Here is a 25,953-nt window from a genome sequence, read left to right on the forward strand (position 1 = left end):
TTACTCAGCACTGCTGCTGAAATCGAGATCTTGGCCTGGCTGAAGGGAGATAACTGCCTTCTTCCAGTCATTACGCTTGCCCAGACCGCGAGCAGTGCGCTTGCTCTTACCCAGAACATTCAGGGTAGTAACACGCTCTACTTTCACGCTGAACAGGCTTTCGACGGCCTTCTTGATTTCCAGCTTGGTTGCGTCAGTTGCAACCTTGAAAACGAACTGGCCTTTCTTGTCAGCCAGAACCGTAGCCTTCTCGGAAACGTGCGGGCCAAGCAGAACTTTAAATACGCGTTCCTGGTTCATCCCAGCAGCTCCTCGAATTTCTTCACGGCCGACACGGTGATCAACACCTTGTCGTATGCGATCAGACTAACTGGATCGGAACCTTGCACGTCACGTACATCAACGTGTGGCAGGTTGCGAGCAGCCAGGTACAGGTTCTGATCAACCACTTCAGACACGATCAAGACGTCAGTCAGGCCCATGCCGGTCAGTTTGTTCAGCAGATCTTTGGTCTTCGGTGCATCAACAGCGAAGTCCTGAACCACAACCAGACGATCAGTACGCACCAGCTCAGCAAGGATGGAACGCATTGCTGCGCGATACATCTTCTTGTTCAGCTTCTGGGTGTGATCCTGAGGACGAGCTGCGAAAGTGGTACCGCCGCCACGCCAGATTGGGCTACGGATAGTACCGGCACGAGCACGGCCAGTACCTTTCTGACGCCATGGGCGCTTACCGCCACCACGAACGTCGGAACGGGTCTTTTGCTGCTTGCTACCTTGACGGCCGCCGGCCATGTAGGCCACGACTGCTTGGTGAACCAGCGTCTCGTTGAATTCGCCGCCAAATGTCAGTTCGGAAACTTCGATCGCTTGAGCGTCATTTACATTTAATTGCATGTCAGCTTCCCCTTAACCGCGAGCCTTGGCTGCTGGACGTACAACCAAGTTGCCGCCAGTAGCGCCAGGAACAGCGCCCTTGACCAACAACAGATTGCGTTCAGCGTCCACGCGCACTACTTCGAGGGACTGCACGGTCACGCGCTCAGCGCCCATATGACCGGACATTTTTTTGCCCTTGAATACACGACCAGGAGTCTGGCACTGGCCGATAGAGCCTGGAACGCGGTGGGACACGGAGTTACCGTGGGTATTATCTTGCCCGCGGAAGTTCCAACGCTTGATCGTACCCTGGAAGCCTTTACCTTTGGACTGACCGGTTACATCAACCAGTTGACCAGCAGCGAAGATTTCAGCGTTGATCAGATCGCCGGCCTGGTACTCGCCTTCTTCAAGGCGGAATTCCATTACGGTACGACCAGCGGCAACGTTCGCTTTAGCGAAGTGGCCAGCCTGAGCAGCTGTAACACGCGAAGCACGACGCTCGCCTACAGTGACTTGCACTGCACGATAGCCATCGGTCTCTTCAGTTTTGAACTGGGTGACGCGATTCGGCTCGATCTCAATGACCGTGACCGGAATGGAGACACCTTCTTCGGTGAAAATACGGGTCATACCGCATTTACGACCGACTACACCAATAGTCATGTTGTAAACCTCATGAGTGTACGGGGCTTTCACCCGCTATGGCCGCCCATTTCAGAGCGTTACACGACTAAGACCGAGTCTTAGCCGAGGCTGATCTGCACTTCCACACCGGCCGCAAGATCAAGCTTCATAAGTGCATCAACGGTTTTATCCGTTGGCTGGACGATGTCCAGAACGCGCTTATGAGTACGGATCTCGTACTGGTCACGCGCGTCTTTGTTGACGTGCGGGGAGACCAGAACGGTGAACCGCTCTTTACGGGTAGGCAGTGGAATTGGACCACGCACTTGAGCACCAGTACGTTTCGCGGTTTCCACGATTTCCTGGGTGGATTGGTCGATCAGGCGATGGTCAAAAGCCTTCAACCTGATACGGATTTGCTGATTTTGCATTGGATTTCAGACTCCGGCTGCTATTCCCACCGAGCGCAATACGCCCGTTAAAAGGAGGCGCAATTCTATAGACGCCCCATATAGGTGTCAACCCAATAAAAAAGCCCCCGCTAAGCGGGGGCTTTTTCAACTCATCGAAGCTTACTCAAAAAAGAGCTTACTCGATGATTTTGGCTACGACGCCAGCGCCGACGGTACGACCGCCTTCACGGATAGCGAAACGCAGACCGTCTTCCATTGCGATGGTCTTGATCAGGGTGACAACCATTTTGATGTTGTCGCCTGGCATTACCATTTCAACGCCTTCCGGCAGTTCGCAGTTACCAGTCACGTCAGTAGTACGGAAGTAGAACTGTGGACGGTAGCCTTTGAAGAACGGAGTGTGACGACCGCCTTCTTCTTTGCTCAGAACGTAGACTTCAGCTTCGAACTTGGTGTGCGGCTTAACCGAACCTGGCTTAACCAGAACCTGGCCACGCTCAACGTCGTCACGCTTGGTACCACGCAGCAGAACGCCGCAGTTCTCGCCAGCACGACCTTCGTCGAGCAGCTTACGGAACATTTCAACACCGGTGCAGGTGGTGACGGTAGTGTCACGCAGACCAACGATTTCCAGTGGATCCTGAACCTTGACGATACCGCGCTCGATACGGCCAGTTACAACAGTACCGCGACCGGAGATCGAGAATACGTCTTCGATTGGCATCAGGAACGGCTTGTCGATAACACGGACTGGATCCGGGATGTAGCTGTCCAGAGTCTCAACCAGTTTACGAACGGCAGTGGTGCCCATTTCGTTGTCGTCTTGGCCGTTCAGAGCCATCAGAGCCGAACCGATGATGATCGGAGTGTCGTCACCTGGGAAGTCGTAAGTGCTCAGCAGATCGCGCACTTCCATCTCAACCAGTTCCAGCAGCTCAGCGTCGTCAACCATGTCAGCCTTGTTCAGGAAGACAACGATGTACGGAACGCCAACCTGACGGGACAGCAGGATGTGCTCACGGGTTTGTGGCATCGGACCATCAGCGGCCGAGCAAACCAGGATAGCGCCGTCCATCTGAGCAGCACCGGTGATCATGTTCTTCACATAGTCAGCGTGACCTGGGCAGTCAACGTGAGCGTAGTGACGGATCAGCGAGTTGTATTCAACGTGCGCGGTGTTGATGGTGATACCACGAGCCTTTTCTTCCGGAGCGCTGTCGATTTTGTCGAAAGCAACAACGGCCGAACCGAAAACTTCGGAGCAGACGCGAGTCAGAGCAGCGGTCAGCGTGGTTTTACCGTGGTCGACGTGACCGATGGTGCCAACGTTGACGTGCGGGAGGGTACGGTCAAATTTTTCTTTAGCCACGACAATTAACTCCTAGCCTAAAGGGGCTGAATCAGCCTTGTTTTTTGGTAACAGTTTCGACGATATGCGACGGAGCTGTATTGTATTTTTTGAATTCCATAGAGTAGCTTGCGCGACCTTGGGACATGGAACGGACGTCGGTCGCATAACCGAACATCTCACCCAGCGGAACTTCGGCGCGAATCACTTTGCCGGAGACCGTGTCTTCCATCCCCAGGATCATGCCGCGACGACGGTTAAGGTCGCCCATCACGTCACCCATATAGTCTTCAGGCGTAACAACCTCTACCGCCATGATCGGCTCAAGCAACTCACCACCGCCCTTCTGGGCCAGTTGCTTGGTTGCCATGGAAGCAGCCACTTTAAACGCCATCTCGTTGGAGTCGACGTCGTGGTAGGAACCATCAAACACGGTAGCCTTCAGGCCGATCAGCGGATAGCCGGCAACAACGCCGTTCTTCATCTGCTCTTCGATACCCTTCTGGATAGCCGGGATGTATTCCTTAGGAACCACACCACCCACTACTTCGTTCAGGAATTGCAGACCTTCCTGACCTTCGTCAGCAGGAGCAAAACGAATCCAGCAGTGACCGAACTGGCCACGACCGCCGGACTGGCGAACGAACTTGCCTTCAATCTCGCAGCTCTTCGTGATGCGCTCACGGTACGAAACTTGAGGCTTACCGATGTTGGCTTCGACGTTGAACTCACGGCGCATCCGGTCAACCAGGATGTCCAGGTGCAACTCGCCCATGCCGGAGATGATCGTTTGACCAGTCTCTTCATCAGTCTTGACGCGGAAAGATGGATCTTCCTGAGCGAGCTTGCCCAGAGCGATACCCATTTTTTCCTGGTCGTCCTTGGTCTTAGGCTCTACGGCAACCGAAATAACCGGCTCCGGGAAGTCCATGCGAACCAGGATGATTGGCTTGTCAGCGTTGCACAAAGTTTCACCAGTGGTGACGTCCTTCATGCCGATCAAGGCCGCGATGTCACCAGCGCGTACTTCCTTGATTTCTTCACGGGCGTTTGCGTGCATTTGCACCATACGACCCACGCGCTCTTTCTTGCCTTTAACCGAGTTGATCACGCCGTCGCCGGAGGCCAACACGCCCGAGTAAACTCGAACAAAGGTCAAGGTACCCACGAATGGGTCGGTAGCGATCTTGAACGCCAGAGCCGAGAACGGCTCGCTGTCGTCTGCGTGACGCTCCATTTCCTTGGTCTCGTCATCCGGGTCAGTACCCTTGATGGCAGGAATGTCGGTAGGAGCCGGCAGGTAGTCGATCACGGCGTCGAGAACCAGGGGAACACCCTTGTTCTTGAAGGAAGAACCGCAAACAGCCAGAACGATCTCACCAGCAATAGTACGCTGACGCAGAGCGGCCTTGATTTCCGCGTTGGTGAGCTCTTCACCTTCGAGGTACTTGTTCATCAGCTCTTCGCTGGCTTCGGCCGCAGCCTCAACCATGTTGCCGCGCCACTCGTCAGCCAGTTCCTGCAGTTCAGCAGGGATAGGCTTGCGAACTGGAACCATGCCTTTGTCAGAGTCATTCCAGTAAACAGCTTCCATAGCCATCAGATCGATCTGACCCTGGAAGTTGTCTTCGGAACCGATGGCCAACTGGATTGGCACCGGAGTGTGACCCAAACGCTGCTTGATCTGACCGATCACGCGCAGGAAGTTGGCACCAGCACGGTCCATCTTGTTTACGTAAACAAGACGTGGAACGCCGTACTTGTTGGCTTGACGCCATACGGTTTCCGACTGAGGCTCAACACCCGAGGTGCCGCAGAACACAACGACCGCGCCGTCGAGAACACGCAGGGAACGCTCAACTTCAATAGTGAAGTCAACGTGGCCCGGGGTGTCGATGACGTTGAAGCGGTATTGGTCCTTGTGCTGCTTCTCGGAACCCTGCCAGAAGGCGGTAATGGCAGCAGAAGTAATGGTAATACCACGCTCCTGCTCCTGAACCATCCAGTCTGTGGTCGCGGCGCCGTCATGCACCTCGCCCATCTTGTGACTTTTGCCAGTGTAAAAAAGGACGCGCTCGGTGGTGGTGGTTTTACCAGCATCCACGTGAGCAACGATACCAATGTTACGGTAGCGGTTAATCGGTGTAGTACGAGCCATAAAGCCCTCGCAAAATTAGTGACGCTAAAATTAGAAGCGGTAGTGCGAGAAAGCCTTGTTGGCTTCAGCCATACGGTGCACGTCTTCACGCTTCTTAACTGCAGCACCTTTGCCTTCGGCAGCGTCCAACAGTTCGCCAGCCAAACGCAGAGCCATAGACTTCTCGCCGCGCTTACGGGCGAAGTCTACCAACCAGCGCATTGCCAGAGCGTTACGACGGGACGGACGAACTTCGACCGGAACCTGGTAAGTAGCACCGCCTACACGGCGCGACTTTACTTCGACCAGCGGAGCGATGGCGTCGAGAGCTTTCTCGAAGATTTCCAGGGGATCGCTGTTCTTGCGTTCTTTAACCTTTTCCAGCGCGCCATAAACAATACGCTCGGCAACGGCTTTCTTGCCGCTTTCCATTACGTGGTTCATGAACTTGGCCAGGATCTGGCTGCCGTATTTTGGATCGTCAAGCACTTCGCGCTTGGCTGCTACGCGTCTTCTTGGCATGGATAAGCCCTCAAACGGTCTTCAGGTTCGCTCGGAATCGGTGCCCTTTCGGGACGCCTCCGACCTTACTCTTATCGACTCAGAAAAATAGAAAATCAGTTTTTACAAAAAGCCACTACTACTTAGGCTTCTTGGTACCGTACTTCGAACGACCCTGGTTACGACCTTTAACGCCGGAAGTATCCAAAGAACCGCGTACGGTGTGGTAACGAACACCTGGCAAGTCTTTTACACGACCGCCGCGGATCAGTACCACGCTGTGCTCTTGCAGGTTGTGGCCTTCACCGCCGATATACGAGGAAACCTCGAAACCGTTGGTCAGACGCACGCGGCATACTTTACGCAGTGCCGAGTTAGGTTTTTTCGGCGTGGTGGTATACACACGGGTGCATACGCCACGACGTTGCGGGCAGTTCTGCAGCGCAGGCACGTCGGATTTCTCGACGATACGCTTACGCGGCTGACGTACCAGCTGGTTGATAGTTGCCATCTACTAGCTCCACTGTTGTCTTGCGACGCTATTGTCTTGCAAGAAAAGCAAAATGGCAGGAACGAATTCCCGCCAAATTTAGGGGTACAAGAGTCTAAAGAGGATCTTGCCCCCAGTCAAGGCAAGGCCCCGACCTCCCCACTCATCCAACCTCGACAAATTGTCTCGATTCGATGAACGGAACGGCCAGGGCCCTACGCTTATTTATCGCAGAACTCAGTTACCGCTAGAGTTCAGCGCTTCGGTCAGAGCCGCTTCCACTTCACTGGCGCTTACGCGCAACGGTTTGTCAGCATCACGGCGGCGCTTGCGCTCGCTGTGGTAAGCCAGACCGGTACCTGCCGGGATCAAACGACCCACGACCACGTTTTCTTTCAGGCCGCGCAGGTAATCGCGCTTGCCGGTTACCGCCGCTTCGGTCAGTACGCGAGTGGTTTCCTGGAAGGAAGCCGCCGAGATGAACGATTCGGTGGACAACGACGCCTTGGTGATACCCAACAGTACGCGAGTGAACTTGGAAACGAATTTCTCGTCGCCAGCCAGACGCTCGTTCTCTACCAGAACGTGAGTCAACTCCATCTGGTCGCCCTTGATGAAACTGGAATCGCCGGATTCAGCGATTTCAACTTTACGCAGCATCTGACGCAGGATGGTCTCGATGTGCTTATCGTTGATCTTCACGCCCTGCAGACGATAAACGTCCTGGATCTCGTTCACGATGTACTTGGCCAGCGCACTCACACCCAGCAGACGCAGGATGTCGTGTGGGTCGCTCGGGCCGTCGGAGATAACTTCGCCGCGGTTTACCTGTTCGCCTTCGAAGACGTTCAGGTGACGCCACTTCGGAATCAGCTCTTCGTACGGATCGCTACCGTCGTTCGGGGTGATAACCAGACGGCGCTTGCCTTTGGTCTCTTTACCGAACGCGATGGTGCCGCTGACTTCAGCCAGAATCGAGGCTTCTTTCGGACGACGGGCTTCGAACAAGTCGGCAACACGCGGCAGACCACCGGTGATGTCACGGGTCTTCGAAGTCTCTTGCGGAATACGAGCGATAACATCACCGATCGCGATTTTCGCGCCGTCCGCTACACCGACCAGGGCGTTAGCAGGCAGGAAGTACTGAGCAATTACGTCGGTACCCGGCAGCAAGAGATCCTTGCCGTTGTCATCAACCATCTTCACAGCAGGACGGATATCTTTACCGGCAGCTGGACGGTCTTTGGCGTCGAGTACTTCAATGTTGGTCATACCGGTCAATTCGTCAGTCTGACGCTTGATCGTGATGCCTTCTTCCATGCCCACGTAGGTCACGGTACCTTTCATTTCGGTAACGATTGGGTGAGTGTGCGGATCCCACTTGGCCACGATTGCGCCAGCGTCGACCTTGTCACCTTCTTTAACCGAAATCACGGCACCGTACGGCAGCTTGTAACGCTCGCGCTCACGACCGAAGTCATCAGCGATCGCCAGCTCACCGGAACGGGACACAGCAACCAGGCAACCATCCACTCGCTCTACGTGCTTCAGGTTATGCAGACGGACGGTACCGCCATTCTTCACCTGAACGCTGTCGGCTGCAGAGGTCCGGCTTGCCGCACCACCGATGTGGAACGTACGCATGGTCAGCTGGGTACCCGGCTCACCGATGGACTGGGCAGCGATAACGCCGACCGCTTCTCCGATGTTCACCTGGTGACCACGAGCCAGGTCACGGCCGTAGCACTTGGCGCAAATGCCGTAGCGGGTTTCGCAGCTGATCGGCGAACGCACGATCACTTCGTCGATGCTGTTCAGCTCGATGAACTCGACCCACTTCTCGTCTACCAGAGTGCCGGCAGGAACGATAATTTCCTCGGTACCTGGCTTGAATACGTCACGGGCAATGACACGACCCAATACGCGTTCACCCAACGGCTCAACAACGTCACCGCCTTCAATGTGCGGAGTCATTACCAGGCCATGTTCGGTGCCGCAATCGATCTCGGTCACAACCAGATCCTGCGCCACGTCTACCAGACGACGAGTCAGGTAACCGGAGTTCGCAGTTTTCAACGCGGTATCCGCCAAACCTTTACGAGCACCGTGAGTGGAGATGAAGTACTGAAGTACGCTCAAACCTTCACGGAAGTTCGCAGTAATCGGCGTTTCGATGATGGAACCGTCCGGCTTGGCCATCAGGCCACGCATACCGGCGAGCTGACGGATCTGCGCAGCAGAACCCCGCGCGCCCGAGTCGGCCATCATGTACATCGAGTTGAAAGACTCTTGGTCGACTTCGACGCCATGACGGTCGATGACTTTCTCTTTCGAGAGGTTGGCCATCATCGCCTTGGAAACTTCGTCGTTCGCCTTGGACCAAAGGTCGATCACTTTGTTGTACTTCTCGCCCTGAGTTACCAGGCCGGAGGCGTACTGACTTTCGATCTCTTTCACTTCGTCGGTGGCGGCACCGATGATGCGGGCTTTTTCATCCGGGATAACGAAGTCGTTAACACCGATGGAAACGCCGGAGATGGTCGAGTAAGCAAAACCGGTGTACATCAACTGGTCAGCAAAGATCACGGTCTCTTTCAAACCAACCACGCGGTAGCACTGGTTGATCAGCTTGGAGATCGCCTTTTTCTTCATCGGCTGGTTGACGACGTCGTACGACAGGCCTGGTGGAACAACCTGGAACAACAGCGCACGGCCGACAGTGGTGTCGACGATACGGGTGTTCTTGACGCTGCCGCCATCACGATCGTTGACGGTTTCGTTGATCCGCACTTTGACTTTAGCGTGCAGTGCGGCTTCGCCGGCACGGAACACACGGTCAACTTCTTGCAGATCCGCGAACACACGACCTTCGCCCTTGGCGTTGATCGCTTCACGAGTCATGTAGTACAGGCCCAATACAACGTCCTGCGACGGAACGATGATTGGCTCACCGTTGGCTGGCGACAGAATGTTGTTGGTCGACATCATCAACGCACGCGCTTCCAACTGGGCTTCCAGCGTCAGCGGTACGTGCACGGCCATTTGGTCGCCGTCGAAGTCGGCGTTGTACGCAGCACAGACCAGAGGGTGCAGCTGGATAGCTTTACCTTCGATCAGTACCGGTTCAAACGCCTGGATACCCAGACGGTGAAGGGTCGGTGCACGGTTGAGGAGAACCGGGTGTTCGCGAATCACTTCAGCGAGAACGTCCCAAACCTCTGGCAGTTCGCGCTCGACCATCTTCTTGGCAGCTTTGATGGTGGTAGCGAGACCACGCATTTCCAGCTTGCCGAAAATGAACGGCTTGAACAGCTCGAGAGCCATCTTCTTCGGCAGACCGCACTGGTGCAGACGCAGGGTCGGACCTACGGTAATTACCGAACGACCGGAGTAGTCAACACGCTTACCGAGCAAGTTCTGACGGAAACGACCCTGCTTACCCTTGATCATGTCAGCCAGGGATTTCAGAGGACGCTTGTTGGAACCAGTGATAGCGCGGCCACGACGACCGTTGTCGAGCAGCGCATCGACGGCTTCCTGCAACATACGCTTTTCGTTGCGCACGATGATGTCCGGAGCGGACAGATCGAGCAGACGCTTCAAGCGGTTGTTACGGTTGATCACTCGACGATACAGATCGTTGAGGTCGGAAGTCGCGAAGCGACCGCCATCCAGCGGGACCAGTGGACGCAGATCTGGCGGCAGAACCGGCAGAACGGTCAGCACCATCCACTCTGGCAGGTTGCCGGAACCCTGGAAGGCTTCCATCAACTTCAGACGCTTGGACAGCTTCTTGATCTTGGTTTCGGAGTTGGTTTGCGGAATTTCTTCACGCAGGCGACCAATCTCGTGCTCCAGGTCGATAGCGTGCAGCAGTTCGCGGACAGCTTCGGCACCCATGCGGGCATCGAAATCGTCGCCAAACTCTTCCAGCGCTTCGAAGTACTGCTCGTCGTTGAGCAGCTGACCTTTTTCAAGGGTGGTCATGCCTGGATCGATAACGACATAGCTCTCGAAGTAGAGAACGCGTTCGATATCACGCAGGGTCATGTCCATCAGCAAGCCGATACGCGACGGCAGCGATTTCAGGAACCAGATGTGGGCAACTGGCGAGGCCAGTTCGATGTGCGCCATGCGCTCACGACGAACTTTTGCCAGCGCGACTTCAACGCCGCACTTCTCGCAGATCACACCACGGTGCTTCAAGCGCTTGTACTTACCGCACAGGCACTCGTAATCCTTTACCGGGCCAAAGATCTTGGCGCAGAACAGGCCGTCACGCTCAGGTTTGAACGTACGGTAGTTGATGGTTTCCGGCTTTTTAACTTCACCGAACGACCACGAACGGATCATCTCAGGCGATGCCAATCCAATACGGATGGCGTCGAACTCTTCGACTTGACCCTGGTTTTTCAGCAAATTCAGTAGGTCTTTCAAGGCCTTTCCTCCTGGCGGAGCAGAGAGCGGGCAATCCTGCCCCGCTCTCGATTCGCGTCACGTGTTATTCGGTTTCCAGATCGATATCGATGCCGAGGGAACGAATTTCTTTGATCAACACGTTGAAGGACTCGGGCATGCCCGGCTCCATACGGTGATCGCCGTCCACGATGTTTTTGTACATCTTGGTCCGACCGTTCACATCGTCCGACTTCACTGTGAGCATTTCTTGCAGAGTGTAAGCAGCACCGTATGCTTCCAGTGCCCAGACCTCCATCTCCCCGAAACGCTGACCACCGAACTGTGCCTTACCACCCAGCGGCTGCTGGGTAACCAGGCTGTACGAACCGGTAGAACGAGCGTGCATCTTGTCGTCTACCAAGTGGTTCAGCTTCAGCATATACATGTAGCCAACAGTAACCGGGCGCTCGAACTTGTTGCCGGTACGGCCGTCGGTCAGCTGCATCTGGCCGCTTTCTGGCAGGTCTGCCAGTTTCAGCATGGCCTTGATTTCGCTTTCCTTGGCGCCGTCGAACACTGGAGTGGCCATTGGTACGCCGCCACGCAGGTTCTTCGCCAGATCCAGGATTTCCTGGTCGGAGAAGCTATCCAGATCTTCGTTACGACCGCCGATCTGGTTGTAGATCTCGTCCAGGAAGGTGCGAAGTTCAGCAACTTTACGCTGCTCTTCGACCATCCGGTTGATCTTCTCGCCCAGACCTTTGGCCGCGAGGCCCAGGTGGGTTTCAAGGATCTGACCAACGTTCATACGCGAAGGTACGCCCAACGGGTTGAGGACGACGTCGACCGGGGTGCCATTGGCATCGTGCGGCATGTCTTCAACCGGCATGATCACGGAGACCACACCTTTGTTACCGTGACGACCGGCCATCTTGTCGCCCGGCTGGATGCGACGACGGATTGCCAGGTAAACCTTGACGATTTTCAGCACGCCTGGAGCCAGGTCATCGCCCTGCTGCAGTTTGCGCTTCTTGTCTTCGAACTTGTCGTCCAGCAGACGGCGGCGATCAACGATGTAGGCCTGAGCCTTCTCGAGCTGCTCGTTCAGAGCATCTTCAGCCATGCGCAGTTTGAACCACTGACCATGCTCAAGACCGTCGAGAACTTCGTCGGTGATTTCCTGACCTTTCTTCAGACCGGCGCCGCCTTCGGCTTTGTGGCCGACCAGAGCGGAACGCAGACGTTCGAAAGTGGCGCCTTCAACGATACGGAACTCTTCGTTCAGGTCCTTGCGGATCTCGTCGAGTTGAGTCTTCTCGATCGACAGTGCACGAGCATCACGCTCAACGCCGTCACGGGTGAAGACCTGTACGTCGATGACAGTACCCTTGGTGCCGGTAGGCACACGCAGGGAAGTGTCTTTAACGTCGCTGGCTTTTTCACCGAAGATGGCACGCAGCAGTTTTTCTTCCGGAGTCAGTTGGGTCTCGCCTTTCGGAGTGACCTTACCAACCAGGATGTCGCCTGCGCCAACTTCAGCACCTACGTAAACGATACCGGCTTCGTCCAGTTTGTTCAGTGCAGCTTCACCCACGTTCGGGATGTCTGCAGTGATTTCCTCTGGCCCAAGCTTGGTGTCACGCGCCACACAGGTCAGTTCCTGAATGTGGATCGTGGTGAAACGGTCTTCCTGAACAACACGTTCGGACAGGCAGATGGAGTCTTCGAAGTTGAAGCCGTTCCATGCCATGAACGCGATGCGCATGTTCTGACCCAGAGCCAGTTCACCCATGTCGGTGGACGGACCGTCGGCCATGATGTCGCTGCGCTGAACCCGATCACCCTTGCTCACCAGCGGACGCTGGTTGATGCAGGTGTTCTGGTTGGAGCGGGTGTACTTGGTCAGGTTGTAGATGTCGACACCAGCTTCGCCGGTTTCAACTTCATCATCAGCAACACGAACCACAATACGGCTGGCGTCGACGGAGTCGATCACGCCGCCACGACGAGCCACGACGCAAACGCCGGAGTCACGGGCTACGTTACGCTCCATGCCGGTACCGACCAGCGGCTTGTCAGCGCGCAGGGTTGGTACAGCTTGACGCTGCATGTTCGAACCCATCAACGCACGGTTGGCGTCGTCGTGCTCGAGGAACGGGATCAGCGACGCTGCAACCGAAACTACCTGCTTCGGCGATACGTCCATCAAGGTGACGTCTTCCGGCGCCTTGACGGTGAACTCGTTCAAGTGACGAACAGCTACCAGCTCGTCGATCAGGACTTTCTTGTCGTTCATCGTGGCCGAAGCCTGAGCGATCACGTGATCAGCTTCTTCGATGGCGGACAGGAACACGATCTCGTCGGTGACCAGAGCGTCTTTCACAACACGGTACGGGCTCTCGAGGAAGCCGTACTGGTTGGTGCGCGCATAGGCAGCCAAGGAGTTGATCAGACCGATGTTCGGACCTTCCGGCGTTTCAATCGGGCATACACGACCGTAGTGAGTCGGGTGTACGTCACGCACTTCAAAGCCAGCACGCTCACGAGTCAAACCGCCAGGGCCGAGTGCAGAAACACGACGCTTGTGGGTGATCTCGGACAGCGGGTTGTTCTGGTCCATGAACTGGGAAAGCTGGCTGGAACCGAAGAACTCTTTCACCGCCGCAGCCACTGGCTTGGCGTTGATCAGGTCTTGCGGCATCAGGCCTTCGCTTTCAGCCATCGACAGACGCTCTTTGACCGCACGCTCAACACGCACCAGGCCAACGCGGAACTGGTTCTCGGCCATTTCGCCTACGCAGCGAACACGACGGTTACCCAGGTGGTCGATGTCATCGACGATGCCTTTACCGTTACGGATGTCGACCAGAGTCTTCAGTACCGCGACGATGTCTTCTTTGCACAACACGCCCGAACCTTCGATCTCGGTACGACCGATACGACGGTTGAACTTCATCCGGCCGACCGCAGACAGGTCATAGCGCTCAGGGCTGAAGAACAGGTTGTTGAACAGGGTTTCGGCAGCGTCTTTGGTTGGCGGCTCGCCAGGACGCATCATGCGATAGATCTCGACCAGCGCTTCCAATTGGTTGCTGGTGGAGTCGATCTTCAGAGTGTCGGAGACGAACGGACCGCAGTCGATATCGTTGGTGTACAGAGTTTCGATGCGAACAACTTGAGCCTTGGCGATTTTTGCCAGGATTTCGGTGTTCAGCTCGGTATTGCACTCTGCCAGGATTTCGCCGGTTGCCGGATGCACGATGACCTTGGCGGTAGTGCGACCCAGGACGTAGTCCAGAGGCACTTGCAGCTCTTTGATCCCTGCTTTTTCCAGCTGGTTGATGTGGCGAGCAGTAATACGACGACCTTGCTCGACAATAACCTTGCCTTTGTCATCCAGGATATCCAGGACAGCAATTTCACCACGCAGGCGCTGAGGCACCAGTTCCAGGCTGAGGTTTTCACCTTGCACGTGGAAGACGTTGGTGGTGTAGAACGCGTCCAGCACTTCTTCAGTGGTATAGCCCAGCGCGCGCAGCAGTACCGATGCAGGCAGCTTGCGACGACGGTCGATACGCACGAACACGCAGTCTTTCGGGTCGAACTCGAAGTCCAGCCACGAACCGCGGTAAGGAATGATGCGCGCGGAGTACAGCAGTTTGCCGGAGCTGTGCGTCTTGCCACGGTCGTGGTCGAAGAACACGCCCGGGGAACGGTGCAGCTGGGAAACGATTACACGCTCGGTACCGTTGATTACGAAGGTACCGTTTTCAGTCATCAGGGGGATTTCACCCATGTAGACTTCTTGCTCTTTGATGTCCTTGATCGCTTTGTTCGACGATTCTTTGTCGAAAATGATCAGGCGCACTTTTACCCGCAAAGGTACGGCGTAAGTTACACCGCGCAATACGCATTCTTTGACATCAAATGCCGGTTCGCCCAGGCGATAACCGACGTACTCCAGCGCAGCATTGCCGGAGTAGCTGATGATCGGGAAAACGGATTTGAAGGCCGCATGCAGGCCCACGTCGCGGAACTGATCTTTAGTCGCTCCCGCTTGCAAGAATTCACGATACGAATCCAGCTGGATGGCCAGGAGGTACGGCACATCCATGACGTCCGGCAACTTGCTAAAGTCCTTGCGGATACGTTTTTTCTCAGTATATGAGTAAGCCATCAGCGTTCCCCAGCTTGGTCACCTGCTTGTTTGGCCCCTCCCGACGGGAGCAGCCAGAAAATCGTGCAAACCCCATGGTTTGCGCCACCGCATCGGGTGGTTACAGCTCGTTACCAGCACCGACCCAGTCGGCTGCCAATAACGGAAAAAGGCCGGTGGCAAGAGCCACCAGCCATCAGCCTTTCGCTTAACGCTCGGGCTGGAGGTGCAAAGTCGATGCTTACTTCAGCTCGACTTTAGCGCCTGCTTCTTCCAGAGTGGCTTTTGCTTTGTCAGCTGCGTCTTTCGAAACAGCTTCCAGAACGATGCCAGGAGCGCCGTCAACTACAGCCTTGGCTTCTTTCAGGCCCAGACCGGTCAGTTCACGTACTGCCTTGATCACGTTAACTTTCTTCTCGCCAGCTTCGGTCAGCATGACGTTGAATTCAGTTTGTTCTTCAACAACGGCAGCAACAGCAGCTGGACCAGCGGAAGCAGCGGCAGCGGAAACGCCGAACTTCTCTTCCATGGCCTTGATCAGCTCAACGATTTCCAGAACGGATTTTTCGCCGATTGCTTCGATGATTTGGTCGTTAGTCAGAGACATGACTATAAATTCCTGTATTGGGGTGACAGCCTACGCGGCCATCGAAATAAACAATAAACGCTGAAAGGAGTCGCTCAGCCTTAGGCTGCAGCAGCTTCTTTCTGGTCGCGAAGGGCCGCCAGAGTACGAGCCAATTTGCTGGTTGCGCCTTGAATCACGCTCATCAGCTGAGAAATTGCTTCGTCACGGGTCGGCAGACTTGCCAGTACGTCGATCTGATTAGCTGCGAGGAACTTGCCCTCGAACGCAGCTGCCTTGATCTCGAACTTATCCTGACCTTTTGCGAATTCTTTGAAGATACGAGCAGCAGCGCCCGGATGTTCTTTCGAAAATGCAATCAAGGTCGGGCCGGTGAACACGTCGTTGAGCACGTCATATTGAGTGCCAGCAACGGCGCGCTTGAGCAGGGTGTTACGTACAACACGTACGTAAACGCCAGCTTCACGAGCCTCTTTACGGAGTCCGGTCATAGCGCCAACTGTCACGCCGCGGGCATCAGCCACAACAGCAGACAGGGCAACATTGGCAGCCTCGTTGACTTCAGCGACGATGGCCTTCTTGTCTTCGAGTTTAATTGCCACGGGTTTAACTCCTGCTTGTTACCGTTTCATCCAACCGAAGCCGGATGTCGTTTTGGTGTCTGATTCGGTAAGGAACCGGGAGCACCATCTGCGTAGGCTTGTGGTTTAAGACTTGCGTCGCCTACGGTCTTGGATAGCCCCCGCCAGGCAGGGACCCCAATCTTTCAATTGGCGCAATCGCTTGCGCCAACCTGTGTCTTACGCGTCGAGCGAGCCTTGGTCGATGACCAGACCTGGACCCATGGTGGTGCTCAGGGTAACGCGCTTGACGTAAATACCTTTCGAGGAAGCTGGCTTGATACGCTTCAGATCAGCGATCAGGGCTTCAACGTTTTCCTTCAGCTTGACGGCATCGAAGCCGACTTTGCCAACGGAGGTGTGGATGATGCCGTTTTTGTCGGTGCGATAACGAACCTGACCAGCCTTGGCGTTTTTAACCGCGGTAGCTACGTCTGGGGTTACAGTGCCGACTTTAGGGTTAGGCATCAGGCCGCGTGGGCCCAGGATCTGACCCAACTGACCAACAACGCGCATGGCATCCGGGGATGCGATAACTACGTCATAGTTCAGGTCGCCGCCTTTCATTTCGGCAGCCAGGTCGTCCATACCTACACGGTCAGCGCCGGCAGCCAGAGCAGCCTCGGCAGCTGGACCCTGAGTGAACACAGCAACGCGAACAGTCTTGCCAGTGCCGTGTGGCAGCACGGTAGCGCTACGAACGACCTGGTCGGATTTACGCGGGTCAACACCCAGGTTCACAGCAACGTCGAACGACTCGCTGAACTTGACAGTCGACAGCTCAGCCAGCAGAGCAGCAGCGTCTACAAAGTTGTAGGACTTGCCTGCTTCGATTTTGCCGGCGATAGCTTTTTGACGCTTGGTCAACTTAGCCATTACACACCCTCCACGTTAAGGCCCATGCTACGAGCAGAACCGGCGATAGTACGCACGGCTGCTTCCATATCAGCTGCAGTCAGATCCGCGTTTTTGGTTTTCGCGATTTCTTCCAGCTGAGCACGGGTCACGGTGCCAACCTTAACGGTGTTCGGACGAGCGGAACCGCTAGTCAGACCAGCAGCCTTCTTCAGCAGAACCGAAGCAGGTGTGGATTTGGTTTCGAAAGTGAAGCTACGGTCGCTGTAGACAGTGATGATCACTGGAGTCGGCAGACCTGGTTCAATACCCTGAGTACGGGCGTTGAAAGCCTTGCAGAATTCCATGATGTTCACGCCGTGCTGACCCAGAGCAGGACCAACAGGTGGGCTTGGGTTAGCCTGAGCGGCCTTCACTTGCAGCTTGATGTAAGCGGTAATCTTCTTGGCCATGAGGCACTCCAATTACGGGTTCGAACGCCTCGAAAGGCTCCCCGGTTACTTGCGCGTTTATCCCAGTGACGACAAAACCCCACAGCCTAGGGCTGCGGGGTTGGGATGCTTGCTCAGCTAGACCTTTTCGACCTGGCTGAACTCTAGCTCTACCGGAGTAGAGCGACCGAAAATGAGCACTGCCACTTGGATCCGGCTCTTCTCGTAGTTAACTTCTTCAACCGTGCCAGTAAAATCAGCAAACGGCCCGTCATTGACACGTACCGACTCACCCGGCTCGAACAACGTCTTCGGCCTCGGCTTGTCGCTACCATCAGCAACGCGACGCAGAATCGCTTCTGCCTCTTTATCCGTGATCGGTGCAGGCTTATCAGCAGTACCGCCGATGAAACCCATCACCCGAGGAGTATCCTTGACCAAGTGCCAAGTACCCTCATTCATGTCCATCTGGACCAGCACATAACCTGGGAAGAACTTGCGCTCGCTTTTGCGTTTCTGGCCATTACGCATTTCAACCACTTCTTCAGTGGGAACCAGAATTTCGCCAAAGCCATCTTCCATGCCAGCCAGCTTTACGCGCTCTACCAACGAGCGCATGACATGCTTCTCGTAACCGGAGTAAGCATGCACAACGTACCAACGCTTAGCCACGGGACACCCTTAGCCGACAATCAAGGAAACAAGCCAGCCGAGCAGGGAATCAAGCCCCCACAACAGCAACGCCATAACCAGGACAACAGCCACAACAATCAGCGTGGTCTGCGTGGTTTCTTGGCGAGTTGGCCATACGACTTTACGAATCTCGGTGCGAGCTTCCTTAACCAGTACAAAGAAAGACTTGCCCTTGACTGTCTGCAGGCCTACAAAGGCAGCTACAGCAGCAATGACGAGCAAAGCAAGTACGCGGTACAGGATCGGCGAAGCAGAGTAATACTGATTGCCAACAACGCCAACAACCACCAAAGCGACTACTACTAGCCACTTGAGCAGATCGAAGCGAGAGCCTTGAGCTTCAGCTTTAGGAGTCATCTATGAAGATCCTGTGAAAAGAAAGCCAGACACACCAAGTGAATCTGGCAGGTCAGGAGGGAATCGAACCCCCAACCTACGGTTTTGGAGACCGTCGCTCTGCCAATTGAGCTACTGACCTAAAACAAAATCAGGCCGACCATTATGCCGGCCCGAAAAAGACATTACAACAACTTACTCGATGACTTTTGCTACGACACCAGCGCCGACGGTACGACCGCCCTCACGGATAGCGAAACGCAGACCATCTTCCATCGCGATGGTTTTGATCAGGGTAACGGTCATTTGAACGTTGTCACCTGGCATCACCATTTCAACACCTTCCGGCAGCTCGCAGTTACCAGTCACATCAGTCGTACGGAAGTAGAACTGTGGACGGTAGCCTTTGAAGAATGGCGTATGACGACCACCCTCCTCCTTGCTCAGAACGTAAACCTCAGCAGCGAACTTGGTATGCGGCTTGACAGTGCCAGGCTTGACCAGAACCTGGCCACGCTCAACATCATCACGCTTGGTACCACGCAGCAAAACGCCGCAGTTCTCGCCCGCACGACCTTCGTCGAGCAGCTTGCGGAACATTTCAACACCAGTGCAAGTAGTTTTGACAGTGTCACGAAGACCAACAATCTCAACTTCTTCCTGAATGCGGACAATGCCACGCTCAACACGACCAGTCACAACAGTACCGCGACCGGAGATCGAGAACACATCCTCGATCGGCATCAGGAACGGCTTATCGATAGCACGCTCAGGCTGCGGAATATAGCTATCCAGAGTCTCAACCAACTTCTTGACGGCAGTAGTGCCCATCTCGTTGTCGTCTTGACCATTCAGCGCCATCAGCGCCGAACCAATGATGATCGGAGTGTCATCACCTGGGAAATCGTAAGTGCTCAGCAGATCGCGCACTTCCATCTCAACCAGCTCCAGCAGCTCAGCATCGTCAACCATGTCAGCCTTGTTCAGGAAGACAACGATGTACGGAACGCCAACCTGACGGGACAACAGGATATGCTCACGGGTTTGCGGCATCGGACCATCAGCGGCCGAGCAAACCAGAATCGCACCATCCATCTGCGCAGCACCGGTAATCATGTTTTTTACGTAGTCGGCGTGACCTGGACAGTCAACGTGTGCGTAGTGACGCACAGCCGAATCGTACTCAACGTGAGCAGTGTTAATGGTGATACCACGAGCTTTTTCTTCTGGGGCGCTATCGATCTTGTCGAAGTCAACCTTTGCCGAACCGAACACTTCGGAGCAGACGCGGGTCAGAGCAGCAGTCAAAGTCGTCTTGCCATGGTCTACGTGACCAATGGTGCCAACGTTGACGTGCGGCTTGTTACGTTCGAACTTTTCCTTAGCCATCGAAATCACCCCTAGCAGAAGAATTAAGCAAGTACTATCAGCCATTAAAACAAAGGCAGATATTTTCATATCTGCCTTGTCATATGGAGCTCTTGAGCGGATTTGAACCGCTGACCTCACCCTTACCAAGGGTGTGCTCTACCAACTGAGCTACAAGAGCGTAACACTTTGCAGGACCTGCAAACTTGGAGCGGGTAGCGGGAATCGAACCCGCATCATCAGCTTGGAAGGCTGAGGTTCTACCACTAAACTATACCCGCGGAGCTTGCAGCTCTCGCTAAAAATGGTGGAGGGGGAAGGATTCGAACCTTCGAAGTCGTAGACGTCAGATTTACAGTCTGATCCCTTTGGCCGCTCGGGAACCCCTCCTAAGCGAGCCGGCATTCTATATCATGCCAGCCTTCTGTCAAGCATTTTCTCATTAAAAACCTGAGGTTAGCTGCGTTGACCTCGCTTCACACTGCTGACCGTTAAAAGGTCTTCACTGCGAAGCGGGCGCCATTCTATGCAAACTATTCGACGGGTGCAACCCCCTCGCACGGCATTATTTTATGTTTTAACTCATTGAATTCTTTAGAAAGGTTTTGCAACTGCGAGTCCCCCAGCAAACGCCGGCTTTCCGGGGCTATGCGCACCCAGTAACCAGCATATTCAGGAAGATCCTTCGGCAAGGACTGAAACTTTACATCCATGTCACTCAATCGACGCTCGATTACCTGCGCGACCTCCTGTCGAGCAGAACCTCCCAGATAGAGACAACTGCTATCCGCCTGCGTAGATTTTCCTTTGTCTCGAACTGTATCAGCTGCCTCGCTCAACAAACGAATATCCTGCTGCGAGCCACGATACAAACTCAGGGGGGTTACATCTTTCGCGCGAAGCGGAGCCTCCTGTTGGTGCCAGACGTAATAAAACACATTGAGAACAAGCAACAGCAGGAACAACCAACGCATAAAAACCTCAGGACAAGGGACACGCCATCGCCAAACCTACAAATACCAGGTCTGGAACCACCCTGGCCTCGGGCACAATCTCGGAGATCAGATCAGCATCCCCTCCAGTCAGGAAGACTGCGAAATCTTCTCCCCAATAGCTGCGCGCCAACTCTAGCTGAGTCAGGACAAACCCTCTCAACATTAGCAAACAACCTCGCTCGACCGCCTCGACGGTTGTGCGCCCAGGAACAAGATTCTCCAAAGCGCGCTCGGCAGCAAGATCTCCATAGCGAATTCTACGGGTATGGGTACGCAACTGGTTGCGCATCAAAGGCATCCCCGGACAGATAAATCCTCCGAGATGCTCACCATCCCCTGCAATAAAGTCAGCCGTAACAGCCGTACCAAAGTCGAGCACCAGACAAGCACCCGAAGCCAGATGAAATCCTCCGAGCATTGCAAGCCAGCGATCAAGCCCTAACCGCTCGAACTCCTCATAACCATTTCGAACCCCGGACATCTCGCGAGCCGGTGCCGCGCACACGACGGAAACGCCGAAAGCCGCGGTCAACAGAGAAATCAGTGCACTGGTTTCTTCGGCGGTTCTGACACTGACCAAACGACAATGCATGAGAGCGAGCCCCTTAAGCCCTCTCAAGCTCTCCAGCAATGCGAGATCTGTATCAACGACCCCCTCGCCAATAACCCGCCGGACATCCTCGCCGAGCACACGCCATTTGATGAAACTGTTTCCACAATCGAGCTCAAGAATCATCACGCAACCTCAGGCTGAGCTCGCCACCACTAAAGACCTTCTCCACACCATTCACCTTCAAGCGCAAGGCACCCTGACTATCGATACCCAGCACCTCCCCATCTATCTGACTCACACCGGCAATCAACGATACCGCCCGCCCCTGCCATAGATGATTTTGCTCCCACTCCGCCTGGATAGCCGGAAATCCGCCGGCCTGGTGGCGATTTAAATAGGCCTGGAGCATCAACCCTAACTCCGCAACCAGATGATTGCGATCAACTGCCTTACCCGACTCGAGGCGCACGGACGTCCATTGCTGATCAACCTCATCGGTCATCTGCATGTTCACATTTATTCCGACACCGATCACCACGTGACACACATCAGCAGGATCCCCCACCAACTCGAGCAGTATTCCAGCAATCTTTTGCTGACCCACCAGAACATCATTCGGCCACTTCAACCCCACACCCGAGATACCAAGCTTTCGCAAGGCCTGCATTACGGCAAGCCCGACAACAAGACTCAGGCCTTCCAGCTGCCGCATCCCACCATCAATACGCAGCACCAGACTGTAATAGATGTTTTCCGCGAACGGACTGACCCATTTTCGCCCACGCCGCCCGCGACCGGCCGTTTGCCGCTCAGCGAGCACCAGAAATGGCGTAGGCTGGCCACGCTCGATAGCGCGCAGGGCTTCAGCATTGGTGGAGTCAATTGAGTCGAAGACTAGAATGGGCCACTCACAAGAAGGCGCCTGCGCGCTTATTTCCGCAGGATCAAGCAGTGTCAACGGCGCAGCCAGTTGATAGCCGCGACCGCGGACTTTATGAATGGATAAACCGAGCTCAGCTTCCAAGTGCTGAAGCTGCTTCCATACAGCGCTACGACTGACGCCCAAGGCAGCACCCAGGGCTTGGCCCGAATGGAATCGACCATCCTTAAGAAGCTTTAACAACGTCAGCATGCAAGTCTCGCCTCACAATGAGGCCCGCATGATAGCCATGCCCCGGGCTGTTGCATAGAAACCCTACAAGCGAGATTTTCCTGCGGACAAAACAAAACCCCTACCTGCATACGCAGATAGGGGTTTCGGAATTTAATCTTGACGATGACCTACTCTCACATGGGGAAACCCCACACTACCATCGGCGATGCATCGTTTCACTGCTGAGTTCGGGATGGGATCAGGTGGTTCCAATGCTCTATGGTCGTCAAGAAATTCGGTAGCCAGGTCGTTCTCTCTTGCGAGATCACGCTCCAGCGAATGGGTATGCGATAGTTTGTGTGTTTGTTCTCGAACTTTCGGTTCGTTTCGTCTTCACACACCGCAATCTGGCCTCTTTCGAGTTCACAAATTGCTTGGGTGTTATATGGTCAAGCCTCACGGGCAATTAGTATTGGTTAGCTCAACGCCTCACAGCGCTTACACACCCAACCTATCAACGTCGTAGTCTTCGACGGCCCTTCAGGGGACTCAAGGTCCCAGTGAGATCTCATCTTGAGGCTAGTTTCCCGCTTAGATGCTTTCAGCGGTTATCTATTCCGAACATAGCTACCCGGCAATGCCACTGGCGTGACAACCGGAACACCAGAGGTTCGTCCACTCCGGTCCTCTCGTACTAGGAGCAGCCCCTCTCAAATCTCAAACGTCCACGGCAGATAGGGACCGAACTGTCTCACGACGTTCTAAACCCAGCTCGCGTACCACTTTAAATGGCGAACAGCCATACCCTTGGGACCGGCTTCAGCCCCAGGATGTGATGAGCCGACATCGAGGTGCCAAACACCGCCGTCGATATGAACTCTTGGGCGGTATCAGCCTGTTATCCCCGGAGTACCTTTTATCCGTTGAGCGATGGCCCTTCCATACAGAACCACCGGATCACTAAGACCTACTTTCGTACCTGCTCGACGTGTCTGTCTCGCAGTCAAGCGCGCTTTTGCCTTTATACTCTACGACCGATTTCCGACCGGTCTGAGCGCACCTTCGTACTCCTCCGTTACTCTTTAGGAGGAGACCGCCCCAGTCAAACTACCCACCATACACTGTCCTCGATCCGGATAACGGACCTGAGTTAGAACCTCAAAGTTGCCAGGGTGGTATTTCAAGGTTGGCTCCACGCGAACTGGCGTCCACGCTTCAAAGCCTCCCACCTATCCTACACAAGCAAATTCAAAGTCCAGTGCAAAGCTATAGTAAAGGTTCACGGGGTCTTTCCGTCTAGCCGCGGATACACTGCATCTTCACAGCGATTTCAATTTCACTGAGTCTCGGGTGGAGACAGCGCCGCCATCGTTACGCCATTCGTGCAGGTCGGAACTTACCCGACAAGGAATTTCGCTACCTTAGGACCGTTATAGTTACGGCCGCCGTTTACCGGGGCTTCGATCAAGAGCTTCGCGTTAGCTAACCCCATCAATTAACCTTCCGGCACCGGGCAGGCGTCACACCCTATACGTCCACTTTCGTGTTTGCAGAGTGCTGTGTTTTTAATAAACAGTCGCAGCGGCCTGGTATCTTCGACCGGCGTGGGCTTACGCAGTAAATGCTTCACCCTCACCGGCGCACCTTCTCCCGAAGTTACGGTGCCATTTTGCCTAGTTCCTTCACCCGAGTTCTCTCAAGCGCCTTGGTATTCTCTACCCAACCACCTGTGTCGGTTTGGGGTACGGTTCCTGGTTACCTGAAGCTTAGAAGCTTTTCTTGGAAGCATGGCATCAACCACTTCGTCACCCAGAGGGTAACTCGTCATCAGCTCTCGGCCTTAGAATCCCGGATTTACCTAAGATTCCAGCCTACCACCTTAAACTTGGACAACCAACGCCAAGCTGGCCTAGCCTTCTCCGTCCCTCCATCGCAATAACCAGAAGTACAGGAATATTAACCTGTTTTCCATCGACTACGCTTTTCAGCCTCGCCTTAGGGACCGACTAACCCTGCGTCGATTAACGTTGCGCAGGAAACCTTGGTCTTTCGGCGTGGGTGTTTTTCACACCCATTGTCGTTACTCATGTCAGCATTCGCACTTCTGATACCTCCAGCAAGCTTCTCAACTCACCTTCACAGGCTTACAGAACGCTCCTCTACCGCATCACCTAAGTGATACCCGTAGCTTCGGTGTATGGTTTGAGCCCCGTTACATCTTCCGCGCAGGCCGACTCGACTAGTGAGCTATTACGCTTTCTTTAAAGGGTGGCTGCTTCTAAGCCAACCTCCTAGCTGTCTAAGCCTTCCCACATCGTTTCCCACTTAACCATAACTTTGGGACCTTAGCTGACGGTCTGGGTTGTTTCCCTTTTCACGACGGACGTTAGCACCCGCCGTGTGTCTCCCATGCTCGGCACTTGTAGGTATTCGGAGTTTGCATCGGTTTGGTAAGTCGGGATGACCCCCTAGCCGAAACAGTGCTCTACCCCCTACAGTGATACATGAGGCGCTACCTAAATAGCTTTCGAGGAGAACCAGCTATCTCCGAGCTTGATTAGCCTTTCACTCCGATCCACAGGTCATCCGCTAACTTTTCAACGGTAGTCGGTTCGGTCCTCCAGTTAGTGTTACCCAACCTTCAACCTGCCCATGGATAGATCGCCCGGTTTCGGGTCTATTCCCAGCGACTAGACGCCCTATTAAGACTCGCTTTCGCTACGCCTCCCCTATTCGGTTAAGCTCGCCACTGAAAATAAGTCGCTGACCCATTATACAAAAGGTACGCAGTCACCCAACAAAGTGGGCTCCCACTGCTTGTACGCATACGGTTTCAGGATCTATTTCACTCCCCTCTCCGGGGTTCTTTTCGCCTTTCCCTCACGGTACTAGTTCACTATCGGTCAGTCAGTAGTATTTAGCCTTGGAGGATGGTCCCCCCATATTCAGACAAAGTTTCTCGTGCTCCGTCCTACTCGATTTCATGACCAAGAGATTTTCGCGTACAGGGCTATCACCCACTATGGCCGCACTTTCCAGAGCGTTCCGCTAATCTCAAAGCCACTTAAGGGCTAGTCCCCGTTCGCTCGCCACTACTAAGGGAATCTCGGTTGATTTCTTTTCCTCAGGGTACTTAGATGTTTCAGTTCCCCTGGTTCGCTTCTTAAGCCTATGTATTCAGCTTAAGATACCTAACTTATGTTAGGTGGGTTCCCCCATTCAGACATCTCCGGATCAAAGTCTGTTTGCCGACTCCCCGAAGCTTTTCGCAGGCTACCACGTCTTTCATCGCCTCTGACTGCCAAGGCATCCACCGTATGCGCTTCTTCACTTGACCATATAACCCCAAGCAATCTGGTTATACTGTGAAGACGACATTCGCCGAAAATTCGCGATTAAACTCACAAATTTTACCTTAGCCTGAACAACACCAGTGAAAGTGCCATCCAGTCTATCTTTCTATCACATACCC

General features: G+C 54.5%; 20 protein-coding genes, 4 tRNA genes and 2 rRNA genes. All 26 read right to left on the bottom strand.

What is annotated here, in order from left to right; translation table 11 throughout:
* Entirely contained in the window at nucleotides 1-300 is a 300-nt protein-coding gene (rplW, locus tag AB7M22_RS23715) for a 50S ribosomal protein L23 (RefSeq protein ID WP_002555488.1), read from the bottom strand.
* Nucleotides 297-899, bottom strand: a complete 603-nt coding sequence (gene rplD, locus AB7M22_RS23720; RefSeq protein ID WP_007896707.1) for a 50S ribosomal protein L4 — start codon at nucleotides 897-899, stop codon at nucleotides 297-299. The genes rplW and rplD overlap by 4 nt, the downstream gene beginning before the upstream one ends.
* Before the next feature lie 12 nt (nucleotides 900-911).
* Nucleotides 912-1,547 carry a 50S ribosomal protein L3 gene (rplC, locus tag AB7M22_RS23725; protein WP_003186059.1) on the bottom strand — a complete coding sequence of 212 codons (636 nt, stop codon included), beginning with the start codon at nucleotides 1,545-1,547 and terminating at the stop codon, nucleotides 912-914.
* Between the two features lie 80 nt (nucleotides 1,548-1,627).
* Complete coding sequence (gene rpsJ, locus AB7M22_RS23730; protein WP_003186070.1) at nucleotides 1,628-1,939, bottom strand: 30S ribosomal protein S10; 312 nt, start codon at nucleotides 1,937-1,939, stop codon at nucleotides 1,628-1,630.
* Between the two features lie 157 nt (nucleotides 1,940-2,096).
* Nucleotides 2,097-3,290, bottom strand: a complete 1,194-nt coding sequence (gene tuf, locus AB7M22_RS23735; protein ID WP_007896660.1) for an elongation factor Tu — start codon at nucleotides 3,288-3,290, stop codon at nucleotides 2,097-2,099.
* Between the two features lie 31 nt (nucleotides 3,291-3,321).
* On the bottom strand, nucleotides 3,322-5,427 hold the full coding sequence (gene fusA, locus AB7M22_RS23740; protein ID WP_083375647.1) for an elongation factor G: 2,106 nt from the start codon (nucleotides 5,425-5,427) through the stop codon (nucleotides 3,322-3,324).
* Between the two features lie 30 nt (nucleotides 5,428-5,457).
* Nucleotides 5,458-5,928, bottom strand: coding sequence for a 30S ribosomal protein S7 (rpsG, locus tag AB7M22_RS23745; RefSeq protein WP_002555493.1), 471 nt, complete (start codon nucleotides 5,926-5,928; stop codon nucleotides 5,458-5,460).
* A 118-nt stretch (nucleotides 5,929-6,046) separates the two neighbouring features.
* The gene (rpsL, locus tag AB7M22_RS23750) at nucleotides 6,047-6,418 is read right to left on the bottom strand and encodes a 30S ribosomal protein S12 (RefSeq protein ID WP_002555494.1); all 372 of its coding nucleotides are present in this window, start codon (nucleotides 6,416-6,418) and stop codon (nucleotides 6,047-6,049) included.
* A 216-nt stretch (nucleotides 6,419-6,634) separates the two neighbouring features.
* On the bottom strand, nucleotides 6,635-10,834 hold the full coding sequence (gene rpoC, locus AB7M22_RS23755) for a DNA-directed RNA polymerase subunit beta' (protein ID WP_007896632.1): 4,200 nt from the start codon (nucleotides 10,832-10,834) through the stop codon (nucleotides 6,635-6,637).
* A gap of 64 nt (nucleotides 10,835-10,898) precedes the next feature.
* Entirely contained in the window at nucleotides 10,899-14,972 is a 4,074-nt protein-coding gene (rpoB, locus tag AB7M22_RS23760; protein ID WP_007896631.1) for a DNA-directed RNA polymerase subunit beta, read from the bottom strand.
* Between the two features lie 220 nt (nucleotides 14,973-15,192).
* Nucleotides 15,193-15,558 (bottom strand): 50S ribosomal protein L7/L12, encoded by a 366-nt coding sequence (gene rplL / locus AB7M22_RS23765; RefSeq protein ID WP_007896630.1) that lies wholly within the window; start codon nucleotides 15,556-15,558, stop codon nucleotides 15,193-15,195.
* Between the two features lie 80 nt (nucleotides 15,559-15,638).
* Nucleotides 15,639-16,139, bottom strand: a complete 501-nt coding sequence (gene rplJ / locus AB7M22_RS23770; RefSeq protein ID WP_007896629.1) for a 50S ribosomal protein L10 — start codon at nucleotides 16,137-16,139, stop codon at nucleotides 15,639-15,641.
* A gap of 198 nt (nucleotides 16,140-16,337) precedes the next feature.
* Nucleotides 16,338-17,033 carry a 50S ribosomal protein L1 gene (gene rplA / locus AB7M22_RS23775; RefSeq protein ID WP_007896626.1) on the bottom strand — a complete coding sequence of 232 codons (696 nt, stop codon included), beginning with the start codon at nucleotides 17,031-17,033 and terminating at the stop codon, nucleotides 16,338-16,340.
* Nucleotides 17,033-17,464 (bottom strand): 50S ribosomal protein L11, encoded by a 432-nt coding sequence (rplK, locus tag AB7M22_RS23780; protein ID WP_008008888.1) that lies wholly within the window; start codon nucleotides 17,462-17,464, stop codon nucleotides 17,033-17,035. Before rplK ends, rplA begins: the two co-directional genes overlap by 1 nt.
* 117 nt (nucleotides 17,465-17,581) lie before the next feature.
* Nucleotides 17,582-18,115: a transcription termination/antitermination protein NusG gene (gene nusG, locus AB7M22_RS23785; protein WP_454187949.1), complete on the bottom strand. Its 534-nt coding sequence runs from the start codon at nucleotides 18,113-18,115 to the stop codon at nucleotides 17,582-17,584.
* Between the two features lie 9 nt (nucleotides 18,116-18,124).
* Nucleotides 18,125-18,493 (bottom strand): preprotein translocase subunit SecE, encoded by a 369-nt coding sequence (gene secE, locus AB7M22_RS23790; protein ID WP_007896620.1) that lies wholly within the window; start codon nucleotides 18,491-18,493, stop codon nucleotides 18,125-18,127.
* Between the two features lie 45 nt (nucleotides 18,494-18,538).
* Nucleotides 18,539-18,614, bottom strand: a tRNA-Trp gene (locus AB7M22_RS23795).
* Between the two features lie 53 nt (nucleotides 18,615-18,667).
* Nucleotides 18,668-19,861 (bottom strand): elongation factor Tu, encoded by a 1,194-nt coding sequence (gene tuf / locus AB7M22_RS23800; protein ID WP_454187950.1) that lies wholly within the window; start codon nucleotides 19,859-19,861, stop codon nucleotides 18,668-18,670.
* Between the two features lie 84 nt (nucleotides 19,862-19,945).
* Nucleotides 19,946-20,021, bottom strand: a tRNA-Thr gene (locus AB7M22_RS23805).
* A gap of 26 nt (nucleotides 20,022-20,047) precedes the next feature.
* Nucleotides 20,048-20,121, bottom strand: a tRNA-Gly gene (locus AB7M22_RS23810).
* 24 nt (nucleotides 20,122-20,145) lie between these two features.
* Nucleotides 20,146-20,230, bottom strand: a tRNA-Tyr gene (locus AB7M22_RS23815).
* A gap of 143 nt (nucleotides 20,231-20,373) precedes the next feature.
* Nucleotides 20,374-20,814 carry a hypothetical protein gene (locus tag AB7M22_RS23820; RefSeq protein ID WP_454187951.1) on the bottom strand — a complete coding sequence of 147 codons (441 nt, stop codon included), beginning with the start codon at nucleotides 20,812-20,814 and terminating at the stop codon, nucleotides 20,374-20,376.
* Nucleotides 20,815-20,821: 7 nt separating this feature from the next.
* On the bottom strand, nucleotides 20,822-21,571 hold the full coding sequence (locus tag AB7M22_RS23825; RefSeq protein ID WP_454187952.1) for a pantothenate kinase: 750 nt from the start codon (nucleotides 21,569-21,571) through the stop codon (nucleotides 20,822-20,824).
* Nucleotides 21,561-22,520: a bifunctional biotin--[acetyl-CoA-carboxylase] ligase/biotin operon repressor BirA gene (gene birA / locus AB7M22_RS23830; RefSeq protein ID WP_454187953.1), complete on the bottom strand. Its 960-nt coding sequence runs from the start codon at nucleotides 22,518-22,520 to the stop codon at nucleotides 21,561-21,563. The genes AB7M22_RS23825 and birA overlap by 11 nt, the downstream gene beginning before the upstream one ends.
* 136 nt (nucleotides 22,521-22,656) lie before the next feature.
* A 5S ribosomal RNA gene (gene rrf, locus AB7M22_RS23835) occupies nucleotides 22,657-22,772 on the bottom strand.
* A gap of 154 nt (nucleotides 22,773-22,926) precedes the next feature.
* Nucleotides 22,927-25,818, bottom strand: a 23S ribosomal RNA gene (locus AB7M22_RS23840).
* Nucleotides 25,819-25,953 lie beyond the last annotated feature (135 nt).

This window comes from Pseudomonas sp. ADAK2 TE3594 (assembly GCF_053628675.1).